This is a genomic window from Veillonella sp. S13053-19 (genome assembly GCF_002959835.1).
In the GTDB taxonomy this organism is placed as follows: Bacteria; Bacillota; Negativicutes; order Veillonellales; family Veillonellaceae; genus Veillonella; species Veillonella rogosae.
Genome location: NZ_PPDA01000008.1, coordinates 346,306 through 369,548 on the forward strand (window position 1 = coordinate 346,306; position 23,243 = coordinate 369,548).

General features: G+C 34.8%; 27 protein-coding genes and 1 riboswitch. Of the genes, 22 read left to right on the forward strand and 5 right to left on the reverse strand.

Annotation, left to right across the window (positions count from 1 at the left end):
* The first annotated feature begins 5 nt into the window (after positions 1-5).
* From VEHSUH06_RS05105 to VEHSUH06_RS05190, 18 genes are all read left to right on the forward strand, one after another.
* Positions 6-401, forward strand: a complete 396-nt coding sequence (locus tag VEHSUH06_RS05105; RefSeq protein ID WP_009352553.1) for an Asp23/Gls24 family envelope stress response protein — start codon at positions 6-8, stop codon at positions 399-401.
* Positions 391-795, forward strand: coding sequence for a transcription antitermination factor NusB (gene nusB, locus VEHSUH06_RS05110; RefSeq protein ID WP_105098007.1), 405 nt, complete (start codon positions 391-393; stop codon positions 793-795). The genes VEHSUH06_RS05105 and nusB overlap by 11 nt, the downstream gene beginning before the upstream one ends.
* Entirely contained in the window at positions 795-1,754 is a 960-nt protein-coding gene (locus VEHSUH06_RS05115) for a metallohydrolase (RefSeq protein ID WP_105098008.1), read from the forward strand. Before nusB ends, VEHSUH06_RS05115 begins: the two co-directional genes overlap by 1 nt.
* A complete protein-coding gene (xseA, locus tag VEHSUH06_RS05120; RefSeq protein WP_105098009.1) occupies positions 1,751-2,974 on the forward strand; it encodes an exodeoxyribonuclease VII large subunit in 1,224 nt (407 codons plus the stop codon). The genes VEHSUH06_RS05115 and xseA overlap by 4 nt, the downstream gene beginning before the upstream one ends.
* Complete coding sequence (xseB, locus tag VEHSUH06_RS05125) at positions 2,949-3,155, forward strand: exodeoxyribonuclease VII small subunit (RefSeq protein WP_009352545.1); 207 nt, start codon at positions 2,949-2,951, stop codon at positions 3,153-3,155. The genes xseA and xseB overlap by 26 nt, the downstream gene beginning before the upstream one ends.
* A 9-nt stretch (positions 3,156-3,164) precedes the next feature.
* The gene (locus VEHSUH06_RS05130; protein WP_105098010.1) at positions 3,165-4,043 is read left to right on the forward strand and encodes a polyprenyl synthetase family protein; all 879 of its coding nucleotides are present in this window, start codon (positions 3,165-3,167) and stop codon (positions 4,041-4,043) included.
* 28 nt (positions 4,044-4,071) lie between these two features.
* The gene (locus VEHSUH06_RS05135; RefSeq protein WP_105098011.1) at positions 4,072-4,551 is read left to right on the forward strand and encodes a divergent PAP2 family protein; all 480 of its coding nucleotides are present in this window, start codon (positions 4,072-4,074) and stop codon (positions 4,549-4,551) included.
* Entirely contained in the window at positions 4,548-5,351 is an 804-nt protein-coding gene (locus VEHSUH06_RS05140) for a TlyA family RNA methyltransferase (RefSeq protein ID WP_054747471.1), read from the forward strand. The genes VEHSUH06_RS05135 and VEHSUH06_RS05140 overlap by 4 nt, the downstream gene beginning before the upstream one ends.
* Positions 5,352-5,360: 9 nt before the next feature.
* On the forward strand, positions 5,361-6,245 hold the full coding sequence (locus VEHSUH06_RS05145) for an NAD(+)/NADH kinase (RefSeq protein ID WP_105098012.1): 885 nt from the start codon (positions 5,361-5,363) through the stop codon (positions 6,243-6,245).
* 24 nt (positions 6,246-6,269) lie between these two features.
* Positions 6,270-6,845, forward strand: a complete 576-nt coding sequence (locus VEHSUH06_RS05150; protein ID WP_105098013.1) for a class I SAM-dependent methyltransferase — start codon at positions 6,270-6,272, stop codon at positions 6,843-6,845.
* Positions 6,846-7,165: 320 nt separating this feature from the next.
* The gene (argR, locus tag VEHSUH06_RS05155) at positions 7,166-7,621 is read left to right on the forward strand and encodes an arginine repressor (RefSeq protein WP_004695825.1); all 456 of its coding nucleotides are present in this window, start codon (positions 7,166-7,168) and stop codon (positions 7,619-7,621) included.
* Between the two features lie 4 nt (positions 7,622-7,625).
* On the forward strand, positions 7,626-9,290 hold the full coding sequence (gene recN, locus VEHSUH06_RS05160; protein ID WP_105098014.1) for a DNA repair protein RecN: 1,665 nt from the start codon (positions 7,626-7,628) through the stop codon (positions 9,288-9,290).
* A gap of 41 nt (positions 9,291-9,331) precedes the next feature.
* A riboswitch (Lysine riboswitch) is annotated at positions 9,332-9,504 on the forward strand.
* A gap of 76 nt (positions 9,505-9,580) precedes the next feature.
* Positions 9,581-10,378 (forward strand): 4-hydroxy-tetrahydrodipicolinate reductase, encoded by a 798-nt coding sequence (gene dapB, locus VEHSUH06_RS05165; RefSeq protein WP_105098015.1) that lies wholly within the window; start codon positions 9,581-9,583, stop codon positions 10,376-10,378.
* A gap of 22 nt (positions 10,379-10,400) precedes the next feature.
* On the forward strand, positions 10,401-11,432 hold the full coding sequence (locus VEHSUH06_RS05170; RefSeq protein ID WP_105098016.1) for an aspartate-semialdehyde dehydrogenase: 1,032 nt from the start codon (positions 10,401-10,403) through the stop codon (positions 11,430-11,432).
* Between the two features lie 21 nt (positions 11,433-11,453).
* Positions 11,454-12,341 carry a 4-hydroxy-tetrahydrodipicolinate synthase gene (gene dapA / locus VEHSUH06_RS05175; RefSeq protein ID WP_024062662.1) on the forward strand — a complete coding sequence of 296 codons (888 nt, stop codon included), beginning with the start codon at positions 11,454-11,456 and terminating at the stop codon, positions 12,339-12,341.
* A 246-nt stretch (positions 12,342-12,587) separates the two neighbouring features.
* Complete coding sequence (panD, locus tag VEHSUH06_RS05180) at positions 12,588-12,980, forward strand: aspartate 1-decarboxylase (RefSeq protein ID WP_105098017.1); 393 nt, start codon at positions 12,588-12,590, stop codon at positions 12,978-12,980.
* A 70-nt stretch (positions 12,981-13,050) separates the two neighbouring features.
* Positions 13,051-13,893 (forward strand): pantoate--beta-alanine ligase, encoded by an 843-nt coding sequence (panC, locus tag VEHSUH06_RS05185; protein ID WP_105098018.1) that lies wholly within the window; start codon positions 13,051-13,053, stop codon positions 13,891-13,893.
* 12 nt (positions 13,894-13,905) lie between these two features.
* A complete protein-coding gene (locus VEHSUH06_RS05190; protein WP_105098019.1) occupies positions 13,906-14,847 on the forward strand; it encodes a bile acid:sodium symporter family protein in 942 nt (313 codons plus the stop codon).
* A 49-nt stretch (positions 14,848-14,896) separates the two neighbouring features.
* Here VEHSUH06_RS05190 and lexA read toward each other — a convergent pair whose 3' ends face one another.
* On the reverse strand, positions 14,897-15,568 hold the full coding sequence (lexA, locus tag VEHSUH06_RS05195) for a transcriptional repressor LexA (RefSeq protein ID WP_105081166.1): 672 nt from the start codon (positions 15,566-15,568) through the stop codon (positions 14,897-14,899).
* Between the two features lie 254 nt (positions 15,569-15,822).
* On the opposite strand from lexA, the gene VEHSUH06_RS05200 reads away from it, so the two are divergent.
* Positions 15,823-16,131 carry a LysM domain-containing protein gene (locus VEHSUH06_RS05200; RefSeq protein ID WP_105098020.1) on the forward strand — a complete coding sequence of 103 codons (309 nt, stop codon included), beginning with the start codon at positions 15,823-15,825 and terminating at the stop codon, positions 16,129-16,131.
* Between the two features lie 122 nt (positions 16,132-16,253).
* Here VEHSUH06_RS05200 and VEHSUH06_RS05205 read toward each other — a convergent pair whose 3' ends face one another.
* A complete protein-coding gene (locus VEHSUH06_RS05205; protein WP_105098021.1) occupies positions 16,254-17,264 on the reverse strand; it encodes a site-specific integrase in 1,011 nt (336 codons plus the stop codon).
* 105 nt (positions 17,265-17,369) lie between these two features.
* Here VEHSUH06_RS05205 and VEHSUH06_RS05210 point away from each other — a divergent pair, with 105 nt between their 5' ends.
* On the forward strand, positions 17,370-18,725 hold the full coding sequence (locus VEHSUH06_RS05210) for a VanW family protein (protein WP_105098022.1): 1,356 nt from the start codon (positions 17,370-17,372) through the stop codon (positions 18,723-18,725).
* A 190-nt stretch (positions 18,726-18,915) separates the two neighbouring features.
* Entirely contained in the window at positions 18,916-19,533 is a 618-nt protein-coding gene (locus VEHSUH06_RS05215) for a phosphatase PAP2 family protein (protein WP_105098023.1), read from the forward strand.
* A 185-nt stretch (positions 19,534-19,718) separates the two neighbouring features.
* Here VEHSUH06_RS05215 and VEHSUH06_RS05220 read toward each other — a convergent pair whose 3' ends face one another.
* Positions 19,719-21,017, reverse strand: a complete 1,299-nt coding sequence (locus tag VEHSUH06_RS05220) for a WG repeat-containing protein (protein ID WP_105098024.1) — start codon at positions 21,015-21,017, stop codon at positions 19,719-19,721.
* Positions 21,018-21,235: 218 nt separating this feature from the next.
* Here VEHSUH06_RS05220 and VEHSUH06_RS10740 point away from each other — a divergent pair, with 218 nt between their 5' ends.
* Complete coding sequence (locus VEHSUH06_RS10740; RefSeq protein WP_199179727.1) at positions 21,236-21,385, forward strand: hypothetical protein; 150 nt, start codon at positions 21,236-21,238, stop codon at positions 21,383-21,385.
* Between the two features lie 99 nt (positions 21,386-21,484).
* On the opposite strand, the gene VEHSUH06_RS05225 is transcribed toward VEHSUH06_RS10740, so the two are convergent.
* Both VEHSUH06_RS05225 and VEHSUH06_RS05230 read right to left on the reverse strand, forming a co-directional pair.
* On the reverse strand, positions 21,485-22,228 hold the full coding sequence (locus VEHSUH06_RS05225; RefSeq protein WP_105098025.1) for a DUF4241 domain-containing protein: 744 nt from the start codon (positions 22,226-22,228) through the stop codon (positions 21,485-21,487).
* A 1-nt stretch (position 22,229) separates the two neighbouring features.
* Positions 22,230-23,138, reverse strand: a complete 909-nt coding sequence (locus VEHSUH06_RS05230; protein WP_105098026.1) for an HAD family hydrolase — start codon at positions 23,136-23,138, stop codon at positions 22,230-22,232.
* Positions 23,139-23,243: the final 105 nt, after the last annotated feature.

The window sequence follows — 23,243 nt, forward strand, 5'->3', positions numbered from 1 at the left end:
TCTATATGAGTTCAGACAATCAATTAAATTATGGCTTAGATACGGATACTATTGATATTGCTGATTCTGTCATCATTGATGTGGCAACTAAAACTTTGAGTACTATTCCTGGTATTCATTCTTTAAGCCCACGCTTTTACGATGAGTTAGTAGAAGGTATTACTCATGCTTTTGGACAACGCAGCTTACCGGGTATTAACGTAAAACATCGTAAAGGTTTTATTGAAATAAATATTTATATTAAAGCATTGTACGGATATAATCTCATTGAATTATCTAAACAATTACAATCAGAAATCAAACAAACCTTAAAAAATATGCTTGACCTAGATCATGTAAAGGTTGATGTGCATATTGAAGGTATTGTAAAAGAAAAGGAGCCAGTTTTACATGGTAACTAAGCGAAATCGACGAGAAGCACGTCAATACGCATTACAAATGTTATATGCTAATGAATTTCATAGTGATAAAAATGATGTTCAATTTCCTGAAGGTCATATTCAAAAAGCTATGGATAAAGCATATGCCAATAGTATTATTCAAGGTGTAATAGCAACAGCTGAGAAAATAGATGCAGATTTACAACCATTCTGTAAATCTCGTAAAGTAGCAAATCTTGATAAAGTTGATCGCGCTATTTTACGTATTGCCGTATGGGAAATGACTAACGAAGTAGAACCATTAGAACCATCTATTGCCATTAATGAAGCCATTCAACTAGCAAAAGAATTTGGCTCTGATGCTTCTTATAAATTAATTAATGCAATCTTAGATGCATATAACAAGAGTAGATAATGAAACGATATTACTTAGGCATTGATACCAGTTGCTATACCACTAGTTGTGCCATTATAGATAGTGACTTTCACATCGTAGGAGAGGCACGTAAACTATTAGAGGTTAAACCTGGTGAGCGAGGACTACAACAATCAAATATGGTCTTTCAGCATACAAAGGCATTGCCTAAGCTAATGTTAGAGCTACCTCAAGTACCAATTAGCGGTATCGGTGCTAGTGGCTTTCCACGACGTGAGGAAAGTTCTTATATGCCCGCCTTTATGGTTGGTTTAGGCCAAGGGGAAACCTTGAGTCATATTTTAAATGTGCCTTTACATATCTTTGCGCACCAAGAAAATCATATTTTAGCAGCACTGAGAGATTTAGAACATATTCCGACTGAGCCATTTTTGGCCTTACATTTGTCAGGTGGTACTACAGAGTTAGTCTATTGCCATTATCAAGGTGAAGGAATTTTTGAATCTCACATCATTGGCGGTTCTAAAGATTTGCAAGGCGGTCAATATGTTGATCGCATCGGTGTCGCTATGGGTTTACCATTCCCTGCAGGAAAACATCTAGAGTCATTAGCATTACAAACTACAGAGTATGAGCCACTACCATCATCTATGAAGGATGGATGGATTAGTTTTGCCGGTCCTTGTAGCGCAGCTATGAGACGTATAAATGAAACCATGAGTGATATGGATAAATCTAATTTAGCTAGAGCTGTATTTACTTCTATGGGAAATGCTTTAGAAAAAATGATTACCTATCATATTAAAGAAAAACCAGTTCATACACTTATCGCTGTAGGTGGTGTGATGAGCAATAGTTTACTTCGTAAGCGAATGGAAACCTATTGTAAACGGAATCGCATGACATTGCATGTGGCGCAGCCACAATATTCTGTTGATAATGCTACAGGCAATGCTTTTGGCGCTGCTTATTTACAAGAATCTAGAGGATCATCGTGAATGTATTAACCATTACACAATTGAACAATCTCATAAAGCGCACCCTAGATAGGGAATATCTACTAAAAAATGTTTATGTTAGCGGTACTATCATCAATGCTAAACGTCATAGTAGTGGACACATGTATTTTTCTTTGAAAGATGAGGAGTCTGCCATTGATGTAACTATGTGGTCTAGCACTGTTATGCAAAAAGGGTTGGCTAATGCCATTCAAAATGGTTTATTAGTAACTGTAAAAGCATCTGTTAATTTTTACAATAAAATGGGCCGTTTAAATCTCATTGCCTCTGATATGCAAATAGGTTCTAAAAGCCCGTTGCAGCTTGAATTTGACGCTTTAAAACGAGAATTAACTGCTTTAGGATACTTTGATGATGGCCACAAACAAAGTTTACCGTATATGGCGAGCTGCATTGGAATTGTTACGTCGCAATCTGGCGCCGTATTACATGATATTTTGCATGTCAGCGAGCGACGTAACCCATTAGTTCAATTTAAATTATTCTCTGTTCCTGTACAAGGTAATACTGCGGGACCTATTATTGCCAAAGGTATTGCTACTGCTGATGCAGATCCAGATGTAGATCTTATCATCGTTGGTCGTGGTGGCGGGTCTATGGAGGACTTGTGGTGCTTCAATGATAGAGCAGTAGTAGAAGCTATTTATACGGCTAATACGCCAGTTATTTCCGCTGTAGGCCATGAAACTGATTACACCTTATGTGATTATGTGGCAGATGCACGTGGTGCTACGCCGAGTCATGCTGCAGAGATGGCGGTGTTGCCACTTACTACATTGCAAGATCAGTTAACAGAAAAAGAAGAGTATTTACACGAATATATACGTTATACACTACAACAAAAACGAACAGATTTGACATTACTCTTTAATCGCAGACTTGGTATACCAGCACTTCAGTTTTTACATAAGCAAAAATCACATTTACAAGAACTTTCACAAATATTAACCAATATTACTAAAGAGAGATGTAATACTGAAAAGCATAGTTTAGCATTATTAGCCCAACAGTTAGAGTCTTTAAATCCATTACAAATGATGGTTAAGGGATTCGCCAAGATAGAGCATAATAATGAACCTATAACTTCGGTGTCCCAATTGCAACCGAATGATGATATACGAGTTACATTAGCAGATGGTTATGTTACTGCCACGGTAAAGGAGGCGCACAAAGATGGCCGCATCACTAAAAAGTTATGAGAAAAAATATAAAGCCTTAGAAGATATTGTTAAGCAGTTGGACGATGGTGATATGACTATCTCTGAACTCTTAAATCAATATAAAAAAGGGCTAACCTTAGTTAAGGAATGTGCGGAAATGCTTGATTCCGTTGAAGCTGAGGTACAACAAATCATCGAAGAAGTCCGCATCAGCGAATAAGGAGATTCTATGTTCAAAGAATATTTAGCGGCTAGCAAACAAAATATTGAACAATGGTTAGATGAGGTATTAACTAGTCCAAATCAAGAATTTAAACCTCTGTATGAATCCATGAATTACAGCTTAATGCAAGGTGGTAAACGAATCCGACCAATCTTATGTAAAGCTGTATTAGAAATGCTTCATAAAGATCCTGCTGATTATAAAGAGTTTCTTTGTGCAATGGAGTGTATCCATACGTATTCCTTAGTACATGATGATTTACCGGCCATGGATAATGATGATTATCGTAGAGGTAATTTAACAAATCATAAAGTTTATGGTGAAGGTTTAGCTATTTTAGCGGGCGATGGTTTATTGACGTACGCCTTTCAATTAATGACTGCTAATAATAAGGCCTCTGCTCAAGATAAACTCGATGCTATACAATGTGTGGCAATTGCTGCAGGCCCAGAAGGTATGGTCGGCGGTCAAGCCTTTGATATGCTTAGTGAAGATAAACACATTCCATTAGAAGAGTTAAAAGTTCTACATCGCGGTAAAACGGGCGCTTTATTTAATGCTTCTGTAGAGTTAGGTCTCATTTTAGGCAATGCAGATACTGTTACGCGAACAGCGTTAATGGAATATGCTAATTGTTTAGGATTGTTATTCCAAATTACTGATGATATTCTAGATGTAACAGGTACTATTGAAGAATTAGGAAAAACTCCTGGCAGTGATATTCGCCAACATAAATCTACTTATGTATCTTTACTTGGTTTAGAGGGCGCAAAAGAGCAAGCCTCTTCAGTAGGTGAACAAGCTCACAAAGCATTAAACTCCGTTTCTTATGATACATCTATCTTAGCAGCATTAATTGATTATCTTTTAAAACGTACGAATTAATATGTATTACCTCTAAAAGGTACAAAGAATGATTGATATATTACCACAAATAGCACATAACTACATAGCGCAAGCCGCATTTTGGGGCTGGTTTACTGCTCAAGCTATCAAATTTGTATGGCAACTGGTAAGACATGGTAAATTTAGTCCAGAACGCCTTGTAGGCTCTGGTGGATTTCCTAGTTCCCATACATCCTTTGTCATTGCTACTACTACGGCTATTTACCTTAAAAATGGTGTATCAGATCTCTTTATTTTGTCCTTAGTATTCTCTATAGTCGTTATGTATGATGCATCCGGTGTTCGATTAGAGGCAGGAAAACAAGCTCAAATACTTAATCAAATTGTGGAATATTTTACGAAGAAAAATATTCCTGTTCAAATAACGCGTAAAGAAGCGCTTAAAGAGTTATTAGGACATACACCTGTGGAGGTATTTGGTGGTTTAATTCTTGGTATTCTCGTAGCCTATATTCAGTTTTATTATATTTATAATGGTGTACTATGAGCAGTAAAGAACGGTTAGATATACTCCTTGTCAATCGAGGACTTTTTGAAAGCAGAGAAAAAGCAAAAGCCGCTATCATGGCGGGACTTATCTTTATGGATACTACGCGCATTGATAAAGCAGGCACAAAAGTTCCTGTCGATGCTAATATCCTTGTAAAAGGCAATACCTTGCCGTATGTAAGTCGTGGTGGACTTAAATTAGAAAAAGCTATCCAAATATATCCTATCGATTTACAAGACGCTGTCATGGTTGATATAGGTGCTAGTACAGGCGGTTTTACTGACTGTGCATTACAAAATGGCGCATCTAAAGTGTTTGCCATTGATGTAGGATACAACCAATTAGCTTGGAAATTACGTCAAGATCCGCGTGTTATCAACATGGAAAAACAAAATATCCGTACTGTTACACCAGAGCAATTAGGTGAACTTGTAGATTTTATTTCTATTGATGTAGCCTTTATTTCGTTAGACAAAGTTCTACCAGTTGCTACCACCTTATTAAAAGATACGGGATCACTTGTTGCCTTAATTAAACCTCAATTTGAAGCGGGCAAAGAAAATGTTGGTAAGGGTGGTATAGTACGAGATAGTAACATTCACAAAGAAGTTTTACACCGAATACTACAAGTTGCTTATGACTGTGGATTGTATATCCATGGTTTAACCTTCTCACCCATCAAAGGAATGGAAGGAAATATTGAGTTCTTAGGTTATTTTAAAAAGTACGAAGAAGGAGCTTTAACTATTAACGATGAATTAATTGATGCAGTCGTTACTGAAGCTCATTCATTATAGGAGATTACTATGCGTATCGGATTCTTCCCGAATATGGGGAAAAGCAACATTATGGCAGTTCTAAAAATGGCTGCTCATATTTGTAAAGAAGAAGGTATCGAAGTATTTTTGCCAGATGATCTCGAATCAGATGCACCTGCACGAGTACTTAAGATTCCAAAAACTCATATTGTAAGCCGTCCAGAAATCTTTAAACAAATAGATATTGCTTTTAGTTTTGGTGGAGATGGTACAATCATCCATTTAGCACGACAAATCTATCCGTATAATGTACCAGTTTGCGGTATTAACTTAGGTGAACTAGGATTCTTAAATCAGATAGAAATTCACCAAATGCAAAGTCATATAAAACGTATAGTTCAAGGTGACTACAAAATAGAAAAGCGCGGTCACTTATATGCTTATATTGACCGTAATGATGGGAATGAAGAGGAGTTAGTACCTATTATTAATGAAATTGTTATCACTCGTGCAGAACCGGCAAAAATGGCACGAATTCATATGTATGTTAATAATCAACATACTCAAATGTATCCATCTGATGGTTTAATCATTTCTTCTGCTACAGGTTCTACGGGATATAATTTATCTGCTGGGGGACCTATTATGAAACCAGATAATAGATCTATTATAGTTACACCAGTAGCACCACATCTAATCCAAGGTGTATCACTTGTATTAGAGGAGCATGATACGATTCAAATTACAATGCCTGAGCGAGAACCACAATTACACATTTGTATTGATGGTACTTTTGACTATACTTTTACAAATAAAGAAACTTTACATATAAGTTCCAATCCAGTTTACTGCTTATTTGTACGATTCAAAGATCAATGTTTCTTTGGTACATTATTTAAAAAATTAGCGTCTCGTAGAGACGAATTGTTATAACCAAATCTCAAGTGGGGTGGTTTCGTGATTAACATTAACAATGCTGTTCAATTTCAACATTTAATCTGGGATCGGTCGATGAAAAAAGCCAAAGTAGTAGTTGATGCTACATGTGGTAATGGACATGATTTATTGTACTTAGCAAAGCGTGCACAAAAAGGATGTCATTTATTTGGCATCGATATCCAAATGAAAGCCATCAATACCAGTAAAGAACTACTAAAGACTAATGATATTGCACCTGATGTAAGTCTAACTTTTATTCATGATTCCCATGATCTAGCTTTAGCTCATCAATTAAAAGATGAGGTTATCGATTTAATGATTTTCAACTTAGGTTATTTGCCTGGTAGTAATCATAAAGTTATAACTAAACCGCATCAAACTATAGATGCCATAGATAAGGGGTTACATAAGTTATCTAAGTCAGGAGTTATCACAATTGTTGCTTATCCTGGAACGCCTGAAGGGATGAAAGAAATGAAGTCCCTTACATCCTATTTATCAGATTTAGAACAGAAATTGTATAATGTATGTCATTGGCATCCAATGAACCAAATTAATAACCCACCAGAATTGTTTATATTACAAAAAAGATAAATAGCTATATATCTTTATTCATTATGAATAAAACTCATAATCAACATGTAAAAGCCCCTTTATAGGGGCTTTTATTTATACATGTATATTTTTCTACTTTTAAATTATTAATTCCCTATAAATAGATGAACCTTATAGGCTAAGCGTTTGTAAGTTATCAATATATAGAAAATTAACAATATTTTAAATATTAGTATAATATGCATAACGAGTATGATATATGCGATTTATACCATATATTAATTATGAATATATGGTATAATATTATCAGAAAGATATTATTCTCTTTTATGTGCAAGTTTTAAAAAAGGGAGTTCACAATGAAACGCTATCGCTATAACAAAATTAAAGAAATCGTGCAGTCCAAAGCGATTGAAACACAAGAGGAACTAGCAGCGGCCTTATTAGAAGAAGGTATTGAAGTAACACAGGCTACAGTTTCCCGTGACATTAAGGAATTAATGTTAATCAAAATTCCTACAGGCGATGGACATTATCGTTATGCGTTATCACCTGAGGAAAACGTAGTTTTATCTCGTAGTCGCATTAACAGATTATTCCAAGATTCTTTAATTAAGGTTGATCACAGTCTAAACCAAGTTGTATTACATACAATTCCTGGCTCTGCTCAATCTGTAGCATTTTCTATCGACCATGCAAAATGGACTGAAATTATCGGTACCTTAGCAGGGGATGATACTATTTTGTTAATTGCAAAATCTGAAGCTGAAGTTCCAGCGATTTTAGCGAAAATCCAAGATTTAATGAAGGACTAATCATATGTTAACGCAAATGAGCATTCGCAACTTTGCGTTGATTGAGCAAATGAATATTTCATTTAATGATGGCATAACTATCTTTACCGGCGAAACTGGGGCAGGGAAATCCATTCTTATGGATGCCTTTAGTATCCTATTAGGAGAACGCGCGAGCAGCGAGTTTATTCGTCACGGTAAAGATAGTTTTGTTATAGACGGAATATTTGATATTGCTCATCACCAAAGTATTCAAGAATTATTAGAGTCTAAAAATATAATGGTTGAAGAAGGCCAATTAATTCTATCACGCTCTTTTAACCGTAATGGTAAATCATCGATCTTAGCTAATGATCAACCGATACCATTAAAAGCATTAAAAGAAATTGGTCAATATTTAGCAGATATTCATGGTCAATACAGTAACCAACGATTGCTTGATGCTGATACACATCATGAATATTTAGATACTTTTAATCAAGAAGGTAAAACTGCTTATAAGGCTTATAGAGAGGCTTATAAAGTCTACAAGCAAGCTAAGCAAGAAGTAGATAACTTACAAGAGAATATGTCTGAGCGCGCTCGAGAGCTCGATATGTTACGATATCAAATCGATGAGATTAAAGATGCTGGTTTAAGCATTGGTGAAGACATTTCTATTGCTGAAGAACTTAAGCGTCTAGATAGTTTTGAACACATTGATAAAGTACTTGGATCTTGCTATGATGCTTTTTACAATGGTCGTCAGCCTTTATTAGACACGATTAATTCTATAAAGGTTGAGGTGAATGACCTTGTAAAATACGATACAGAATTAAAAGAAGTATCTGAAATGGTTGACTCTGCGTATTTCCAACTAGAAGAAGCGGCTCAGTCTTTAGACCGTTACAGAGACACCATCAGCTACGATGAGGAACGTTATAAATATTGCCAAGACCGAGATACTACCATCTATGGTTTAAAGAAAAAATATGGTGATTCCGTAGAAGAAATTTTAGCATATGAAGAAAAGGCTCAAGCACGTTTAGAAGAATTAGAAGGTCTTGTATTTGCTCAGGATGAATTAGAAGCGCGCCTTGAAGAAGCCAAAAAGGTAGCAGAAGAAGCATTAACAGTTTTGCACAAGGTTCGACTCAAAAATGCGAAAGTGATTGCTACAGCTTTACATCAAGAATTAGTTGATTTAGGAATGCCTAAGGGTGATATTCAATTCCATATTGAAGAAGGGGATGCACTCTCTTCATTAGGTGCTAAATCCATTGAAATGCTATTTTCTGCTAATAAAGGGGAACAATTGCTTCCGTTACATAAAGTAGCGTCCGGTGGTGAATTGGCTCGTATCGCCTTAGCCTTTAAATCAGTATTCCGTAGTGATGCTTTCAAAACTATGGTATTTGACGAAATCGATGTTGGCATCAGTGGTGATATTGCACTTAAGGTAGCAGAGAAAATCCTGAATTTATCTAAAACTAATCAAGTATTTTGTATAACTCATTTACCTCAAACAGCTAGTATTGCAAAACAACATTATCATCTTTCTAAAATAGAGCAAGATGACCGCACAATCTCTACCTTAGCAGTACTAAATGAGGAGGAACGAGTTACTCAGATAGCTTCTATGATGTCTGGTCGAGGAATGTCCACTACAGCTTTAGCTGCAGCTAAAGAACTTATTGACCATTTTAATTGACTAAAATCGCATAATTACATATACTAATAGTATTAAATGAATATGTTGATAGAGGTGCGAGTATTAAGAGTAATCATGAGGAGTAGGCATGCATTGATCCATGATAAAAGGGATGCTTGCCGAAGTTCGATGATTGCAACTCATCGTTCTGGTTGTCTATTTAATAGATAGACAACTGTCATCAATCTTTTATTGGTGGAGTGCTATCATTGAGCTTTTAGTAAGAGTATATATAGCTATATAATCTATAAAGCCAGTGGATGCATCCACTGGCTTTTTTGGAGGTATATATGATTCGAGTAATGGTAAATGGCGCTGGCGGCAAAATGGGTCGTGAAGTTGTCAAAGCAGTACATAACGATCCTGAATTAATATTAGTAGGTGGCATTGACCCAACTAAGGCAGGTGAAGATGTAGGCACCGTAGCAGGAATCGAACAAGTGGGTATCAAGATGAATGCCTCCATCGATGAGGTTCTCGATACAAATAAACCTGATGTTATAGTAGATTTTACAAATCCAGCTGTTATCTATGAAAACGCTAAGAAAATGTTATCTGCTGGGATTCATGTTGTTATCGGCACTACTGGTTTAACTGCAGAGCAACGAGATGAGCTTGATGCAATTGGTCGTGCTAATAATGCTAATTGTCTAGTGGCACCAAACTTCTCACTAGGTGCTGTTATGATGATGAAAGTATCTGCAGAATTAGCTCCATATTTCCCTAATGTGGAAATTATAGAATTACATCATAATCACAAATATGATGCTCCTTCGGGCACAGCGATTCTAACAGCAAAATTGATTAATGATGCTAAACAAGCTGCTAAGGTAACTGCCGATGATGATTTAACTCGTGAAAGCTTACCAGGTGCTCGTGGTGCCAAGGTTGATGATGTTACTATTCATAGTGTACGTCTACCAGGTTATGTAGCGCATCAAGAGGTATTATTTGGCGGTTATGACGAAACATTAACTATCCGTCACGATAGCTTAAGTCGTTTATCTTTCATGCCAGGCGTAGTATTAGCATGTAAAAAAATTAGTTCTAAAACAGGTTTAACTTACGGTTTAGAACATTATTTATAATTTTGAGCAAGGAGATTTATCAATGAGAAAACCTAATGTTGCAATTCTAGGTGCTACTGGTGCAGTAGGTGCTGAATTTATTTCACTAATTGAAGAACGTAACTTCCCTTATGAAAACTTAAAATTATTGGCTTCTGCTCGTTCTGCTGGTACTGAGTTGACTGTAAATGGCAAAACATATGTTGTTGAAGAAGCAAAACCAGAATCTTTTGATGATGTAGATATTGCATTATTCGCTGGTGGTTCTGTATCTAAGACTTTAGCACCAGAAGCGGCAAAACGTGGTGCTATTGTTATCGATAACTCCAGTGCATTCCGTATGGATCCTGAGGTTCCACTCGTAGTACCAGAAGTTAACCCAGAAGATATTTTGAAACATAAAGGTATTATTGCAAATCCTAACTGCTCTACAATTATTATGAGCCTAGGATTGAAACCGCTTCATGATATTTCTCCTATTAAACGCGTTATTGTAAGCACATACCAAGCTGTATCAGGTGCAGGTAAAGAAGGTATTGAAGAGCTTGAGAACCAAGTAAGACAATTCACTGCTGGCGAAGAAATGACAGCAAACTTATTGCCTACAGGTTCTGCACCTAAACATTATCCTGTAGCATTTAACTTATTGCCACAAATCGACGTGTTCTTAGAGAACGATTATACAAAAGAAGAAATGAAGATGGTTTATGAAACTCAAAAAATTCTTCATGACGAAACTATTCAAGTAGTTCCTACTACAGTCCGTGTTCCTGTATATCGCTCTCACTCTGAGTCTGTATTAGTAGAAACAGCTGAACCAGTATCTGTAGAAACTTTCAAAGCGGCTTGTGAAAAATTCCCAGGTTTACAAGTAAAAGATAATCCTGCAGAACAAATTTATCCTATGCCATTATATACATCTAATCAAAATGATTGTGAAATCGGTCGAATTCGTAAAGACTTGTACAATGACAAAGGTATGAATTTCTGGATTGTAGGGGACCAAATTCGTAAAGGTGCAGCTCTTAATGCATTGCAAATTGCTGAGTACTTGGTGGAAAAACAAGCATTTTAATCTTTCCAGGGGAGGACAGATATGAAAACCTTTGGTCGAGTATTAACAGCTATGGTGACATCCTTTAATAGTGATGGATCCGTTAATATTGAAAATTGTGTAACTATTGCTAATCATTTATTAGATAATGGTTCTGATGGTCTTGTTGTATGTGGTACAACAGGTGAAAATCCAACTATGTCTAAAGAGGATAAATTAGCTTTATTTACGGCTATCGCTAAAGAATGTGGTCATAAAGGTACAATTATTGCCAATGTTGGTACTAATGATACAAAATCTTCCGTAAATTTTGTAAAAGAAGTCTCTAACATCGACGGTATTGATGGTTTGCTAGTTGTAGTACCTTATTACAATAAACCTAACCAACAAGGCCAATATTTACATTTTAAAGCTATTGCAGAAGCTACTACATTACCGATTATGGTATATAATGTACCAAGTCGTGTTGGGACTGGTATTTTCCCAACTACATTAGTTCAATTACATAATGAATATCCACATGTATGTGCCGTCAAAGAAGCAAGCGGTAACTTGATGATTGCTTCTGAAATCAAACGCTTAATGCCTGGAGATGAATTCATGGTGTACAGTGGTGATGATGGTCTTACATTACCAATGTTATCTGTAGGGGGATGTGGGGTAATCTCCGTAGTATCTCATGTAGCTGGTAAAGATATGAATGCTATGATTCAAGCTTTTGAAGCTGGTCATAATCATGAAGCTATTCGTCTCCATCAAGGCCTATCTGAGATTATTAAAGCTATGTTTATCACTACAAATCCAATTCCTGTAAAATATGCAGCACGTAAAATTGGTTTGCCAGTTGGTGAATTTAATTTACCAATGTGTGAGCCAACTGCTGATGAAGCTGCATATATTGATAAAGCATTAACAGAATATTTACAATAATATATAAAAAAAAACCAGTAACTACTATGTAGCTACTGGTTTTTTTTTATATGTCTTATATTTGTTAGTAACAATTATAGCCTAATAACAAAAAATATAATGTGTAAATTTTATATTGTGATATAATTTCACTGGAGATAGTATTTTCAACTATACTCTAGTCTACTGTTAATTCATGATAAACAGAAATTTGTGATATTTCGAATCGACCATAAGGCGATTACATTAAAACACAAGGAGTTTAACATGGAACTAACAATGTTAAAAGGTAAAATTCACAGAGCTACTGTGACACAAGCAGAACTTGATTATGTGGGGAGCATTACTATAGATACAGATCTATTGAATGCATCTGGAATACGAGAATATGAGCAAGTTCAAATTGTAAACATTAATAATGGAGCACGATTTAGTACATATACAATTGCTGGCGAAGCTGGTAGTGGTGTTATATGTTTAAATGGCGCTGCTGCACGGCATGTCCAAGTACATGATAAAATTATTATCATGTGTTATGCACAGCTAAATGAAATTGAAGTTGAGAGCCATAAGCCTCTCGTTGTATTTGTAGATACAAATAATAAGATAAGTCATATAAAGAACTATGAGAAACATGGTTTATTAGTTGATCAGAATTAATTCTTATTGATCGAATTACAGTAGACTGTATAGGCCTATCTTCGTATTTACAATAAACGGAGGAATCATTATGGAACATGTAATTACAATAGAAAATGTACGCAATACGATTAGTAAATGGAAAAAAGAAGGATATTCCATTGGTTACGTCCCAACTATGGGGTTTTTACACGATGGGCATGCATCATTAATAGATCAAGCAAGAAAAAATAATGATAAGGTAATTGTCTCTATTTTCGTTAATCCCATTCAGTTTGGAGAAAATGAGGATTTAAGCACGTATCCACGTGATATCAATAGCGATAAAAAGCTATGTGAATCACATGGTGTGGACCTCATATTTACACCTAGTCCAGAGGAAATGTATCAAGATAAAAAAGCCTTTGTAGATATTCTTGATTTATCTAATACATTATGTGGCATTCGCAGACCAATTCACTTCAAAGGTGTATGTACTGTTGTAGCAAAATTCTTTAATATTATTCAGCCTACAAATGCATATTTTGGTGAAAAGGATGCACAGCAATTAGCCATTATCCGTAAAATGGTTTTTGATTTAAACTTTCCTGTAAATATTATTGGTGTTCCCATTGTGCGTGAACAAGATGGTTTAGCAAAATCCTCTCGTAATACATATTTATCTAGCGACGAACGTAAAGCTGCAACTATACTATATAAATCTATTCAAACAGGAAAACAAGCCATTAAACGTGGAGCTTCTGCTGATAGTATCATTAATACTATGACAGAAATTATAAATACTGAGCCCTTGGCCAAGATAGATTATATTTCAGTTGTAGATGCTAATACTATGCAACCAGTTGAAGAGATTAATGCTCCTGTTCTAGTTGCCATGGCAGTATATATTGGCTCTACACGTCTTATTGATAACTTCTCATATGATCCAAATTAGGAGAGAGAAGTTATGAAGCAACTAATAACACTAAATCAACTGATATCCAAATACTTAATGATACTAATCATAGGTTTTTCTTGTATTGCTTATATAGTGCCTTCATATTTTTCTTGGGCCATAGCTTATACACCATTTTTACTTGGAATCGCTATGTTTGGCATGGGACTAACTATTAAATTTGAAGATTTGTGTAGTATTCTCAGACATCCAAAGGATATTTGTATAGGTGTACTGGCTCAATATACAATAATGCCTTTATTAGCTTGGGGAATCTGTCATATTTTTACATTACCTCCAGATTTAGCAATTGGTGTCATATTAGTTGGCTGCTGTCCAGGTGGAACCGCCAGCAATGTCATCACCTATATTGCTAAAGGTGATGTTCCTTTATCTGTAGGAATGACGATTACTTCAACATTAATAGCACCAATTGTAACGCCTTTACTAATCCTATATTTGGGAGGTACATGGGTAAATGTTGCATTACTGCCAATGATAATAACTATGGTAAAAGTAATTATAGTTCCCATATTATTAGGTGCAATCATTCAATATGTTTGTAAATCACGGATTAATACATTAACTAGTGTAAGTCCTATTGTTTCTATGATTGCTATCATATTATTAATAGCAGCCATTATAGCCATTAATAGAGATAAACTTTTAATTTCTGGTTTAGAAACATTACTAGTTGTAGGCATACATAATATACTCGGCATGCTTTTAGGCTTAGGTGTAGGATATATACTTAAATTAAGATATGATAAAACTACAGCGTTAGCGATTGAGGTAGGGATGCAAAATAGTGGTTTAGCAGTCACATTGGCGGCAACAAATTTTGCATTAAATCCTTTAGCAACTCTAGTAGGAGCTATCTTTAGTGTATGGCACAATATATCAGGTGCTATTTTTGCTATGCTTCGTAGAGAGAATAGTTTACGTAATATATAAACTTAATAGATACAAGAAAAAACCGGCAACCATAAGTTGCCGGTTTTTTCTATATTCTGTCTCGTACAAGACCAATGACAAGACCTTCAATATGGCAATCATCTACAATGATTGGATCGAAATCATCATTTTCTGGTTGCAAACGAATGTGACCATTTTCTTTATAGAAACGTTTTACTGTAGCTTCATCATCGATACGTGCCACAACAACATCACCATTATTAGCCGTATTTTGATGGCGTACGATGAGCATATCACCTTCATACATACCAATATTCATCATAGATTCGCCTTGAACGCGTAGTAAGAAGCAGTCAGAATCACCAGTTAATTGAACAGGTAATGTAAGAGTAGATTCTAAATTTTCTACCGCTGTAATAGGCATACCTGCTTGTACAGTACCAATAAGAGGAACTTGTTTTAAACCAGCACCTAAGAACTCAAAATTATCAGAACTTGATGTTTCATTTCCTTCTACAGAAATAGAAGGTTTTGTATCCTCTAGTACTGTAATAGCGCGATTTTTATTAGGATCCCGTTTAATATAACCAAACTTTTCAAGAGCATTCAAATGAGATTGCACAGTAGAAGTAGAACTAAGGCCTACATGGGTACAGATTTCTCGAACAGTTGGACAACGATATTCATTATGTAAAGAGTCCTTAATAAAATCTAATATACGGCGCTGTTTTGTATTAATATCTGTAGCAGGGCGTCTCACGATGAACCTCCATAGTCAATGTAATGTCAAAATAATATCAATATGTATATGCGGAAAAATTTACTCACTTCGTACTATATAATAAAAACATAAGATAATTACTTATCTTATATACCTATTATAGGCAATTTTAAAAGTTTTTGCAAACATTTGTTCTAAGACACTTGACCGAACATTCGTTCGTGTGCTAATATAAGCATGTAAACAAACAAATGTTCTCAGATATTATGTTCGATGTAAATGTGAGGTATGAGATGAAAAATATATTGATGATGGTAGGAATGTGCTTAACAATCTTGTTCGGCTATAATATGACAAATCCTGTAACAGAAGTAAACACACATGCTATCCGTGAAGTAAAAGTACAAGCAGGTGATACGATGTGGGATATTGCAGCTCGCACAGCTCATAAAGATATGGATGTTCGTGAAATGGTATATGCTATGAAGGAACTCAACAAAATTGATGACTCTGGTGCATTAGTTCCTGGTACAATTTTAAAAGTACCGGTTAAGAAAAATGATAGTCCTGTTAGAGCTTTGGACTATGTGGCTCAAAACTAAATATATATGGGTATAACCCACGCAAAAAAGCAGCTACTCAATAGAGATAGCTGCTTTTTGTTATCAAATGTATATTATTATACGATTTATAGATATTATCTTAATCAACTGATTTATAATTATCATCTAAATCGTTTTTCAAAGATAGTAGAAATAGGATTATCCACAAACTTATTGGCTTCATTAATATAACGACGAACCATGTTAACACTATGATGACGTGTTTGTTTCATAATATTACGTTCTTCTACACCATAAGCTGCAGCAGTTGTTGCAAAGCCATGACGTAAACTATGGGCTCCATACATAGATGGATCAAGGCCAATGAGAGAAATATATTTCTTTACAATTTCTGCAATCATTTTATCGGATATACCTGTTTTACGAAGTGACATATTTTTTGTAAAACCTCTAAATACAGGCCCTTCAGTAATACCAGAGGCACGTAACCATTGCTGTAAGGCACGTACTGCGTCTAACGGAGAACCAGATAGATGAGGAATCGCTACAACAGCACCTTGACCTTCTTGGTCTGCTTTTGACGATGGTACAAAGATTTCAACACCTTGTGGAGAAAACTGTAGATGTTCTACTGTAATGGCCGCAATTTCACTACGACGAAAAGCGCCCATAAATCCAATTAAGAGAATCGCTTTATCACGTAATAATTGCAACTCAGGCACATCTAGTTTGTCCATACACTCTAGAATATCTTCAATATCTTCTAGAAGAACTGGTGTTTTGCCTTGTTGGAACGTACCTTTTAAACGTCTAATCCCTCGTAAAGCTTGTTTTACTATAGGTGCCATACAAGGATTATCTCTATGACCAGAGGCATTATAATTCTCTGATATGGCGCTAATGCGACGAGATATTGTATTGGCCTTAGCATAATCAGCTAGATCATTTATGTAGTTCACAATTGTTTCTGGTGTAGCTGGAAAATAAGATACCTTTTGATAAGTACACCAATCTACGAAATCGTCCCAATCCGATTCGTAAGCATCAACAGTATTTTCAGCCTTAGATAATAATATGCTTTGTTTTGCTTTCATAGACAACTTAGTGCTATTCATAAGCGCATCATTATTGCGCAAATAGAAATGTTTCTGTTGCTCTTTAGAATTTGACATAGTTCACCCTTACTCTAAAATTATCAATATAATTGTACCATAGATTAGACAGTAATATGCTATAATTAGAGAATATGATAACTAATTCGGGAGAGTTTATAAATAATGACGAAGAAATATATTTTAGTAGGAACTATGCTTGTTCTCTTGGGGACAAGTGGCTGTTCATACATTCCAACAGAAAATATTTCTTATGGTGTATATTACAATGATACAGATCTATCTAATACACCTAAGAATGAATTACAGGCTCGCTTACAAGAGTTAAATAGTAAAATACCTCAAACTATATCTGTTGATATGGGCAATAATAAAAAACAACAAGCTACTTATCATGATTTAGGGATCCAAATCGATACAGATGCTATGGTAAAAGCTATTTCTACATATGGCTATGAAGATGATATGTGGACACTACTTTCAAATCGATTTAATGCCTTATTCTACGGTTATCATTTTAAACCACAATATAAGTTTGATGAGGTAAAAGGTAAAACCTATCTAAGTGAATTGGCTAAAACAATTGATACGCCAGGACATGATGCATACCTTACCATTGAAAATGGACAAGTTGTATTACATCCTGCAAAAGAGGGTAAGCGTATCGATATTGATGCTACCCTTAAGAAATTAAAAGATGATTTGCAGGCCGGTGATAGTATAAACTCCTTATCTATGGTATTTACTACACAAAATACTGTAAAAGTAAGTGATGCCGATTTAAAACCATTGAATACTGTATTAGCTTCTTACACTACAGAGTATGATCCTAGTAATGAAAATAGAACCCATAATATTCAATTAGCATCTGATAAAATAAACGGTACCCTAATTAAACCGGGTGCACAGTTCTCCTTTAACGATGTTGTAGGTGAACGTACTGCAGAGGCTGGCTATGATGATGCACCTGTTATGATTGATGGTAAATTAGTTCCAGGCATTGGCGGTGGTATTTGCCAAGTAAGTTCTACCATATTTAATACAGCTTTACTATCCGGTATGAATATTATCGAGCGTACACCACACTTTGAGCCAGTAGGATATATTCAAGCTGGTCGTGATGCTACGGTAGCTTGGGGCTATTTAGACTTTAAGTTTAGAAATCCTTACCAACAATCTATTTATATCCTTAGTGTTATGAACAACGGAACGTTAACGATCTACATTATAGGTACGGCTCAAGATAAGCCTAAAAATGTTTCTATTTCTGTAGGAGACTATGGCGAAATTCCTAACAAGACGATTACTAAGGTAGATCCTTCATTAAAAGAAAAAGAAGTGCAGGAGGGGCATGTAGGTTTAACAATGAATACGTATAGAACCATTACCTATGGTAACTGGGTTACGCAAACAGATTCCTTTGAGTCCGTATATGATCCAGTAGATACGATTATTACAATGCCTGCAACACCTGTAGCACCACCAAATCCACCGACAAAATCGGACAAAAAGAAATCATAATTAAAGATTTTATTAAATATAGCCTAAACTATTGACCATACGATACAAATAGTTTAGGCTATTATTTGAACTATACATGAGAAATCATTTGATACATAGTCCAGTATGTAAAAGTAGATATCTCAATGACAAAGAAAATTTATCAATTTATTCTCAATAATTATCATTTACTAAAATAGAAGAGGAAGTTATGGACTCAATTTTACAATTTGATCACTCTGTGATTTTCTATGTACATGAACACCTTGTATATAGTTTTTTAACGCCAATAATGGCAATTATATCTAAAATCACTAGTAATGGCGCATTATGGATTCTAATCGCATTATTATTGATGATTCAAAAAAAATACCGCGTATTAGGCGTAGCCATAATTATTGCCTTAGGATTTGTATTTATCATCGGTGACCAAGGATTAAAACCTAATGTGGCTCGGTTAAGACCATTTGTAGATTTTCCGAATGTTACGGTACCATTAGAGTCAGCTTTACCAAAAGCGACAAGTTTTTCATTCCCATCAGGCCATAGTTTTGGTTCATTTGCATCTGCCATGACCATTTACCTAGGCTTGAGCCAAATAGCACCTCAGAAGCGATATTTAGGGATTTTAGCCTTGGTATTGTCAGTAGTAGTAGCATTCTCTAGAGTTTACTTATTTGTACATTATCCAACAGATGTATTAACAGGCTTAGTATTAGGGATCATCGTAGGGTTCATAGCTTGGAAGTTAGCAAGAGTTGGTTGGAACTGGTGGATAAACCGTAATAATGATGTAGAATACGAACCGTATACATTTAAACGTAAATAACCTTAATAAGCTAAAAAACCATATAACATAAGGGATTGGGCCATTTAGGCCCAATTTTCTTATTATAATTACTTCCGATAATATATCGTTATCGGAAGTAATTAAAAAACAAAAGAAAAACTAGCCTATATTTCTATAAGCTAGTTTATGTAAGTTACTTCTAAAAATAACAAGATATGTACTCATTATTTATCAAAGGATTCCATTTCTTTAATATATGCAGCTAATAATGGCTCATCTATGGTGACTTTATCAAATTTAGGTTCAATGACTATATGGCCTTCATAATCCATTAGACCATATTTGCCATTAGACTTATAAACATATAAGTCTTTATAAAATGATGTTATATCGTCATCATAATTCGGTAGTTGGAATAATTCATATCCTGAGTTAGTATCTATGACATATTTTCTTTGGCCTTTGGTTGCGGTCGTCACTTTATTTAATACATAATTAGGCTTTGTTGTATCTATACTATCATATCCATCATTATATAAATTACCTAAATGGGCATTAAATATTTGTACACCTTTAGAATTCTTTAATACAAAACTACGATCACTTAATCGTTCATAGGAATCAAATTCAAAAGAAACAACTATTTTATTTAGGGAATCAATAATTCCATACTTATGATTTTTATCAGTAGCTACAAAGTAGTCAAACTTTTTACCTAAATGTTTGATTGATGTATATACTGCAGGAATTACTAACGTATTCTCACTAGTTCTCATTCCATACAATGTAGTACCCTTTTTATCTATTTCTGTAAATAAAACATATTCATTTGAGGGTAATCTACTGAAAAACTTCTCCCTAGAAAAGTCACCATATCCAGTACCATCACCTGTAGTGGACTTCTCATAGTTATTTGTATGTATTAGGTTCAGAGCTTCACTTTCGCTTAGTAATATGCCCTCATCTGTTACGTATTTGATTAAACCATCGGCAGTATGTATTTCAAATAAATTTTTCTTATCATTTTTTGACCAGTAAAATTCAATATTATCCCAACCATCCTTTATAGGATTTTCCATAATTTGAACGCCATCAGTTTTATTATATAGATACCAATAGTCCCCTTTCTTTCCTAATATTAACTTATCATTGATAGCACTATACATATGTACTACGTCATTAATGGCATAAGTACCATTGGAGTTAACTAATTTAAAACCTCCATCAGTCAATGCCCTTGCATAATGATAATCAAATTCATATTCATAGCCTGCTGGTAAATAGGCTATGTCACTTAAATTTACATACCGTTTTTGTCCATTTTCATAAAATGATCCATATACAAATTTATTAGATTCTTTCATATAGTCTACGTGTAAGTTATCATAGGGACCAAGTATCCAACTCCCTTTTTCATCAACGATAGTATTACCAGCTGGAGATTCTAATGTAATATATTCTTTTGCAGATGTTATATTACATGCAGCCAATGCTATAGCTAAACCTAATATAAACTTTCTCATATATCTCTCCATTACACAACACAATAATAATTAATCTCATAATACCATATTTAACTCTTTTCATTAAATGATTCCTTTATATACACTTAAACATTATAACTATGTAAATAAAAATTTACTATTTATCAAAACTGTATATTGAATTTTTTAGAATTAAGATGTAAAATAAGCATATAAACTATCTAATTTAATCATATCAACTCTTATGGAGGTATTATATGTGCTGGTGTGACATTGTAAGTAAAGCCAAAATTGGCGGTTTAAAGCATTTAGGTAATGGTATGGAAAGTTCCTTAAGATTCCTTGCGGAACTCGTTCTTGCTCTAAGTATTATTCGTGTACTTGTAAACTGGATCTTTGGTATTTAACTCTCTAAACTAAATAAGATACTATAAAAGGCGCTTAGTTATCTAAGCGCCTTATTTACATTCAATTATATTTGATTAATGGGATTACAAAAGTAAATATTACTGATATGCTTCACTGCAATCAATATATTCCATGATAAGTTGGCAGATTTGACCATCTTTGTCAAATGCCCAGTATACAGGGTATAAACCATCACCAAAGCCTGATTGAATCATTGGTACTGTTAATTCTGTTTCAGGAATTGTAAAATTAATCCAGTCCCCTTTAGATCGTTGGTATTGAGGATATGCCATAGCATTTAATTGGAATAAATCACTATAGTAATCATCGTAAATATTCTTATCAGGATAGTTAGTATGCCATTGATCGTAGAACTTTCTGTAGGTCTCAATCGTTTCAGCATCCACAACCGTAGCAAGACCAGAGTCTACTGGAAAACCGATGAAGCTTTCACCATCATCTAGAATTTCAATATCTTCTGTACCTTTTAATGCTAATTCATAGTTCACAGGCTCATTACCACTAAAAACAATACGGCTAGCTACATATCGATATTCATTAGGTTCCATTTCAATTATTTTTGTTTCTAACAAATACGTACCTGGTTCTACTGTTCTAATATACGTGTCTGGTTTATTAGGTAACGTTACCAAAGGGTCACAACATGTAATATGACCTGTTGGGAAGTTTACAGTCCACATAGGCAATGTATGCAAAGGGAATCCTTTTAGTTCTTTACGGTTAAATAAATCATGGTATGGTACGGTAGGTTTTAATTTGCCTTCAGAACCTAATCTGTTAAATGTTTGAATCCATTCGCTAGTTAATTTAGATTTATCCATATTACTCCTCTGCTTCGTATTTACAATGAATATATTCGCCCTCTAATACTTCGTAGGCTGCTGTTTTACGTATAATTTGCTTTACTAAGGTATCTAGCTTTGAACCATTTGAATAATCTGCTGGTGCATAATACCGGATACGGTGATGACGCATCATTTTATAGACCTTATCTTTATCCTTTTTAATAGGATCATATACACCTATAGAATGACCGCCATTGGCATTTACAAGGCTCATGCATGGTATATCTGTATCGCTATCCCCAATATAAATCATATTGCGGAACGGCACTCGTTGATTTTCAGGCTTAATATAATCATTAACGCCTGTGTCATTAATATCTAGAATCCCTTTTTGTATGCGGAATAAAAACTGTGTTTTATTTGTATAGTTAATAGCTTGTGCAGGCCATACGGCTACGCCTTTATCATCAAACAAGAATGCACTAGCATAGATTTTGGTAAAAGCCCCTTCTTTAGCCATTTCAGTGCCTTCAATCATTTCTTTTAAGCCCGAGGAAATGATGTAATGTTCAATACGTACACCATGTTCTAAGCCATAATCGCGAATACGTTCAAACCAAGTACGAACACCTTCGTATAGTTCTACTTGATTGCCATATTCCATGAGCTTTTCTTTCGTTATATAGAAATGACCTACTGCTTCTTGAATCATCTTGTACATATAGGCTAAATTATTATCCATATCATTCTTTTTAGCCAATTCATTCGATTCTTGCCAGAACTGTTTAATTTGCTCTTCGTTATAGCCAACAGATTGAATAAAACCTTGTGCCTGCATATCATCAGGGGTTAAGGTTTTATCAAAATCGTAACACATAGCTAGTACTGGCATAGACGATTCAGATGATTGTAAAGATTCTTTACTATCAGTTTTATAGGTAATCATAATCCACCTCCTTGTAATAATACATAAACAATTAAAAATCGTTTAACTCTCTTATATTCTTTAGGTGCCCCAACCCTTTTGTTTATATTTTACACGATACGTCAA

Coding starts and splice junctions, on each gene's coding strand:
- VEHSUH06_RS05105 (WP_009352553.1), top strand. CDS start 6: ATGAGTTCAGACAATCAATTAAATTATGGCTTAGATACGGATACTATT.
- nusB (WP_105098007.1), top strand. CDS start 391: ATGGTAACTAAGCGAAATCGACGAGAAGCACGTCAATACGCATTACAA.
- VEHSUH06_RS05115 (WP_105098008.1), top strand. CDS start 795: ATGAAACGATATTACTTAGGCATTGATACCAGTTGCTATACCACTAGT.
- xseB (WP_009352545.1), top strand. CDS start 2,949: ATGGCCGCATCACTAAAAAGTTATGAGAAAAAATATAAAGCCTTAGAA.
- VEHSUH06_RS05130 (WP_105098010.1), top strand. CDS start 3,165: ATGTTCAAAGAATATTTAGCGGCTAGCAAACAAAATATTGAACAATGG.
- VEHSUH06_RS05135 (WP_105098011.1), top strand. CDS start 4,072: ATGATTGATATATTACCACAAATAGCACATAACTACATAGCGCAAGCC.
- VEHSUH06_RS05140 (WP_054747471.1), top strand. CDS start 4,548: ATGAGCAGTAAAGAACGGTTAGATATACTCCTTGTCAATCGAGGACTT.
- VEHSUH06_RS05145 (WP_105098012.1), top strand. CDS start 5,361: ATGCGTATCGGATTCTTCCCGAATATGGGGAAAAGCAACATTATGGCA.
- argR (WP_004695825.1), top strand. CDS start 7,166: ATGAAACGCTATCGCTATAACAAAATTAAAGAAATCGTGCAGTCCAAA.
- recN (WP_105098014.1), top strand. CDS start 7,626: ATGTTAACGCAAATGAGCATTCGCAACTTTGCGTTGATTGAGCAAATG.
- dapB (WP_105098015.1), top strand. CDS start 9,581: ATGATTCGAGTAATGGTAAATGGCGCTGGCGGCAAAATGGGTCGTGAA.
- VEHSUH06_RS05170 (WP_105098016.1), top strand. CDS start 10,401: ATGAGAAAACCTAATGTTGCAATTCTAGGTGCTACTGGTGCAGTAGGT.
- dapA (WP_024062662.1), top strand. CDS start 11,454: ATGAAAACCTTTGGTCGAGTATTAACAGCTATGGTGACATCCTTTAAT.
- panD (WP_105098017.1), top strand. CDS start 12,588: ATGGAACTAACAATGTTAAAAGGTAAAATTCACAGAGCTACTGTGACA.
- panC (WP_105098018.1), top strand. CDS start 13,051: ATGGAACATGTAATTACAATAGAAAATGTACGCAATACGATTAGTAAA.
- VEHSUH06_RS05190 (WP_105098019.1), top strand. CDS start 13,906: ATGAAGCAACTAATAACACTAAATCAACTGATATCCAAATACTTAATG.
- VEHSUH06_RS05200 (WP_105098020.1), top strand. CDS start 15,823: ATGAAAAATATATTGATGATGGTAGGAATGTGCTTAACAATCTTGTTC.
- VEHSUH06_RS05205 (WP_105098021.1), bottom strand. CDS start 17,264: ATGTCAAATTCTAAAGAGCAACAGAAACATTTCTATTTGCGCAATAAT.
- VEHSUH06_RS05210 (WP_105098022.1), top strand. CDS start 17,370: ATGACGAAGAAATATATTTTAGTAGGAACTATGCTTGTTCTCTTGGGG.
- VEHSUH06_RS05215 (WP_105098023.1), top strand. CDS start 18,916: ATGGACTCAATTTTACAATTTGATCACTCTGTGATTTTCTATGTACAT.
- VEHSUH06_RS05220 (WP_105098024.1), bottom strand. CDS start 21,017: ATGAGAAAGTTTATATTAGGTTTAGCTATAGCATTGGCTGCATGTAAT.
- VEHSUH06_RS10740 (WP_199179727.1), top strand. CDS start 21,236: ATGTGCTGGTGTGACATTGTAAGTAAAGCCAAAATTGGCGGTTTAAAG.
- VEHSUH06_RS05225 (WP_105098025.1), bottom strand. CDS start 22,228: ATGGATAAATCTAAATTAACTAGCGAATGGATTCAAACATTTAACAGA.
- VEHSUH06_RS05230 (WP_105098026.1), bottom strand. CDS start 23,138: ATGATTACCTATAAAACTGATAGTAAAGAATCTTTACAATCATCTGAA.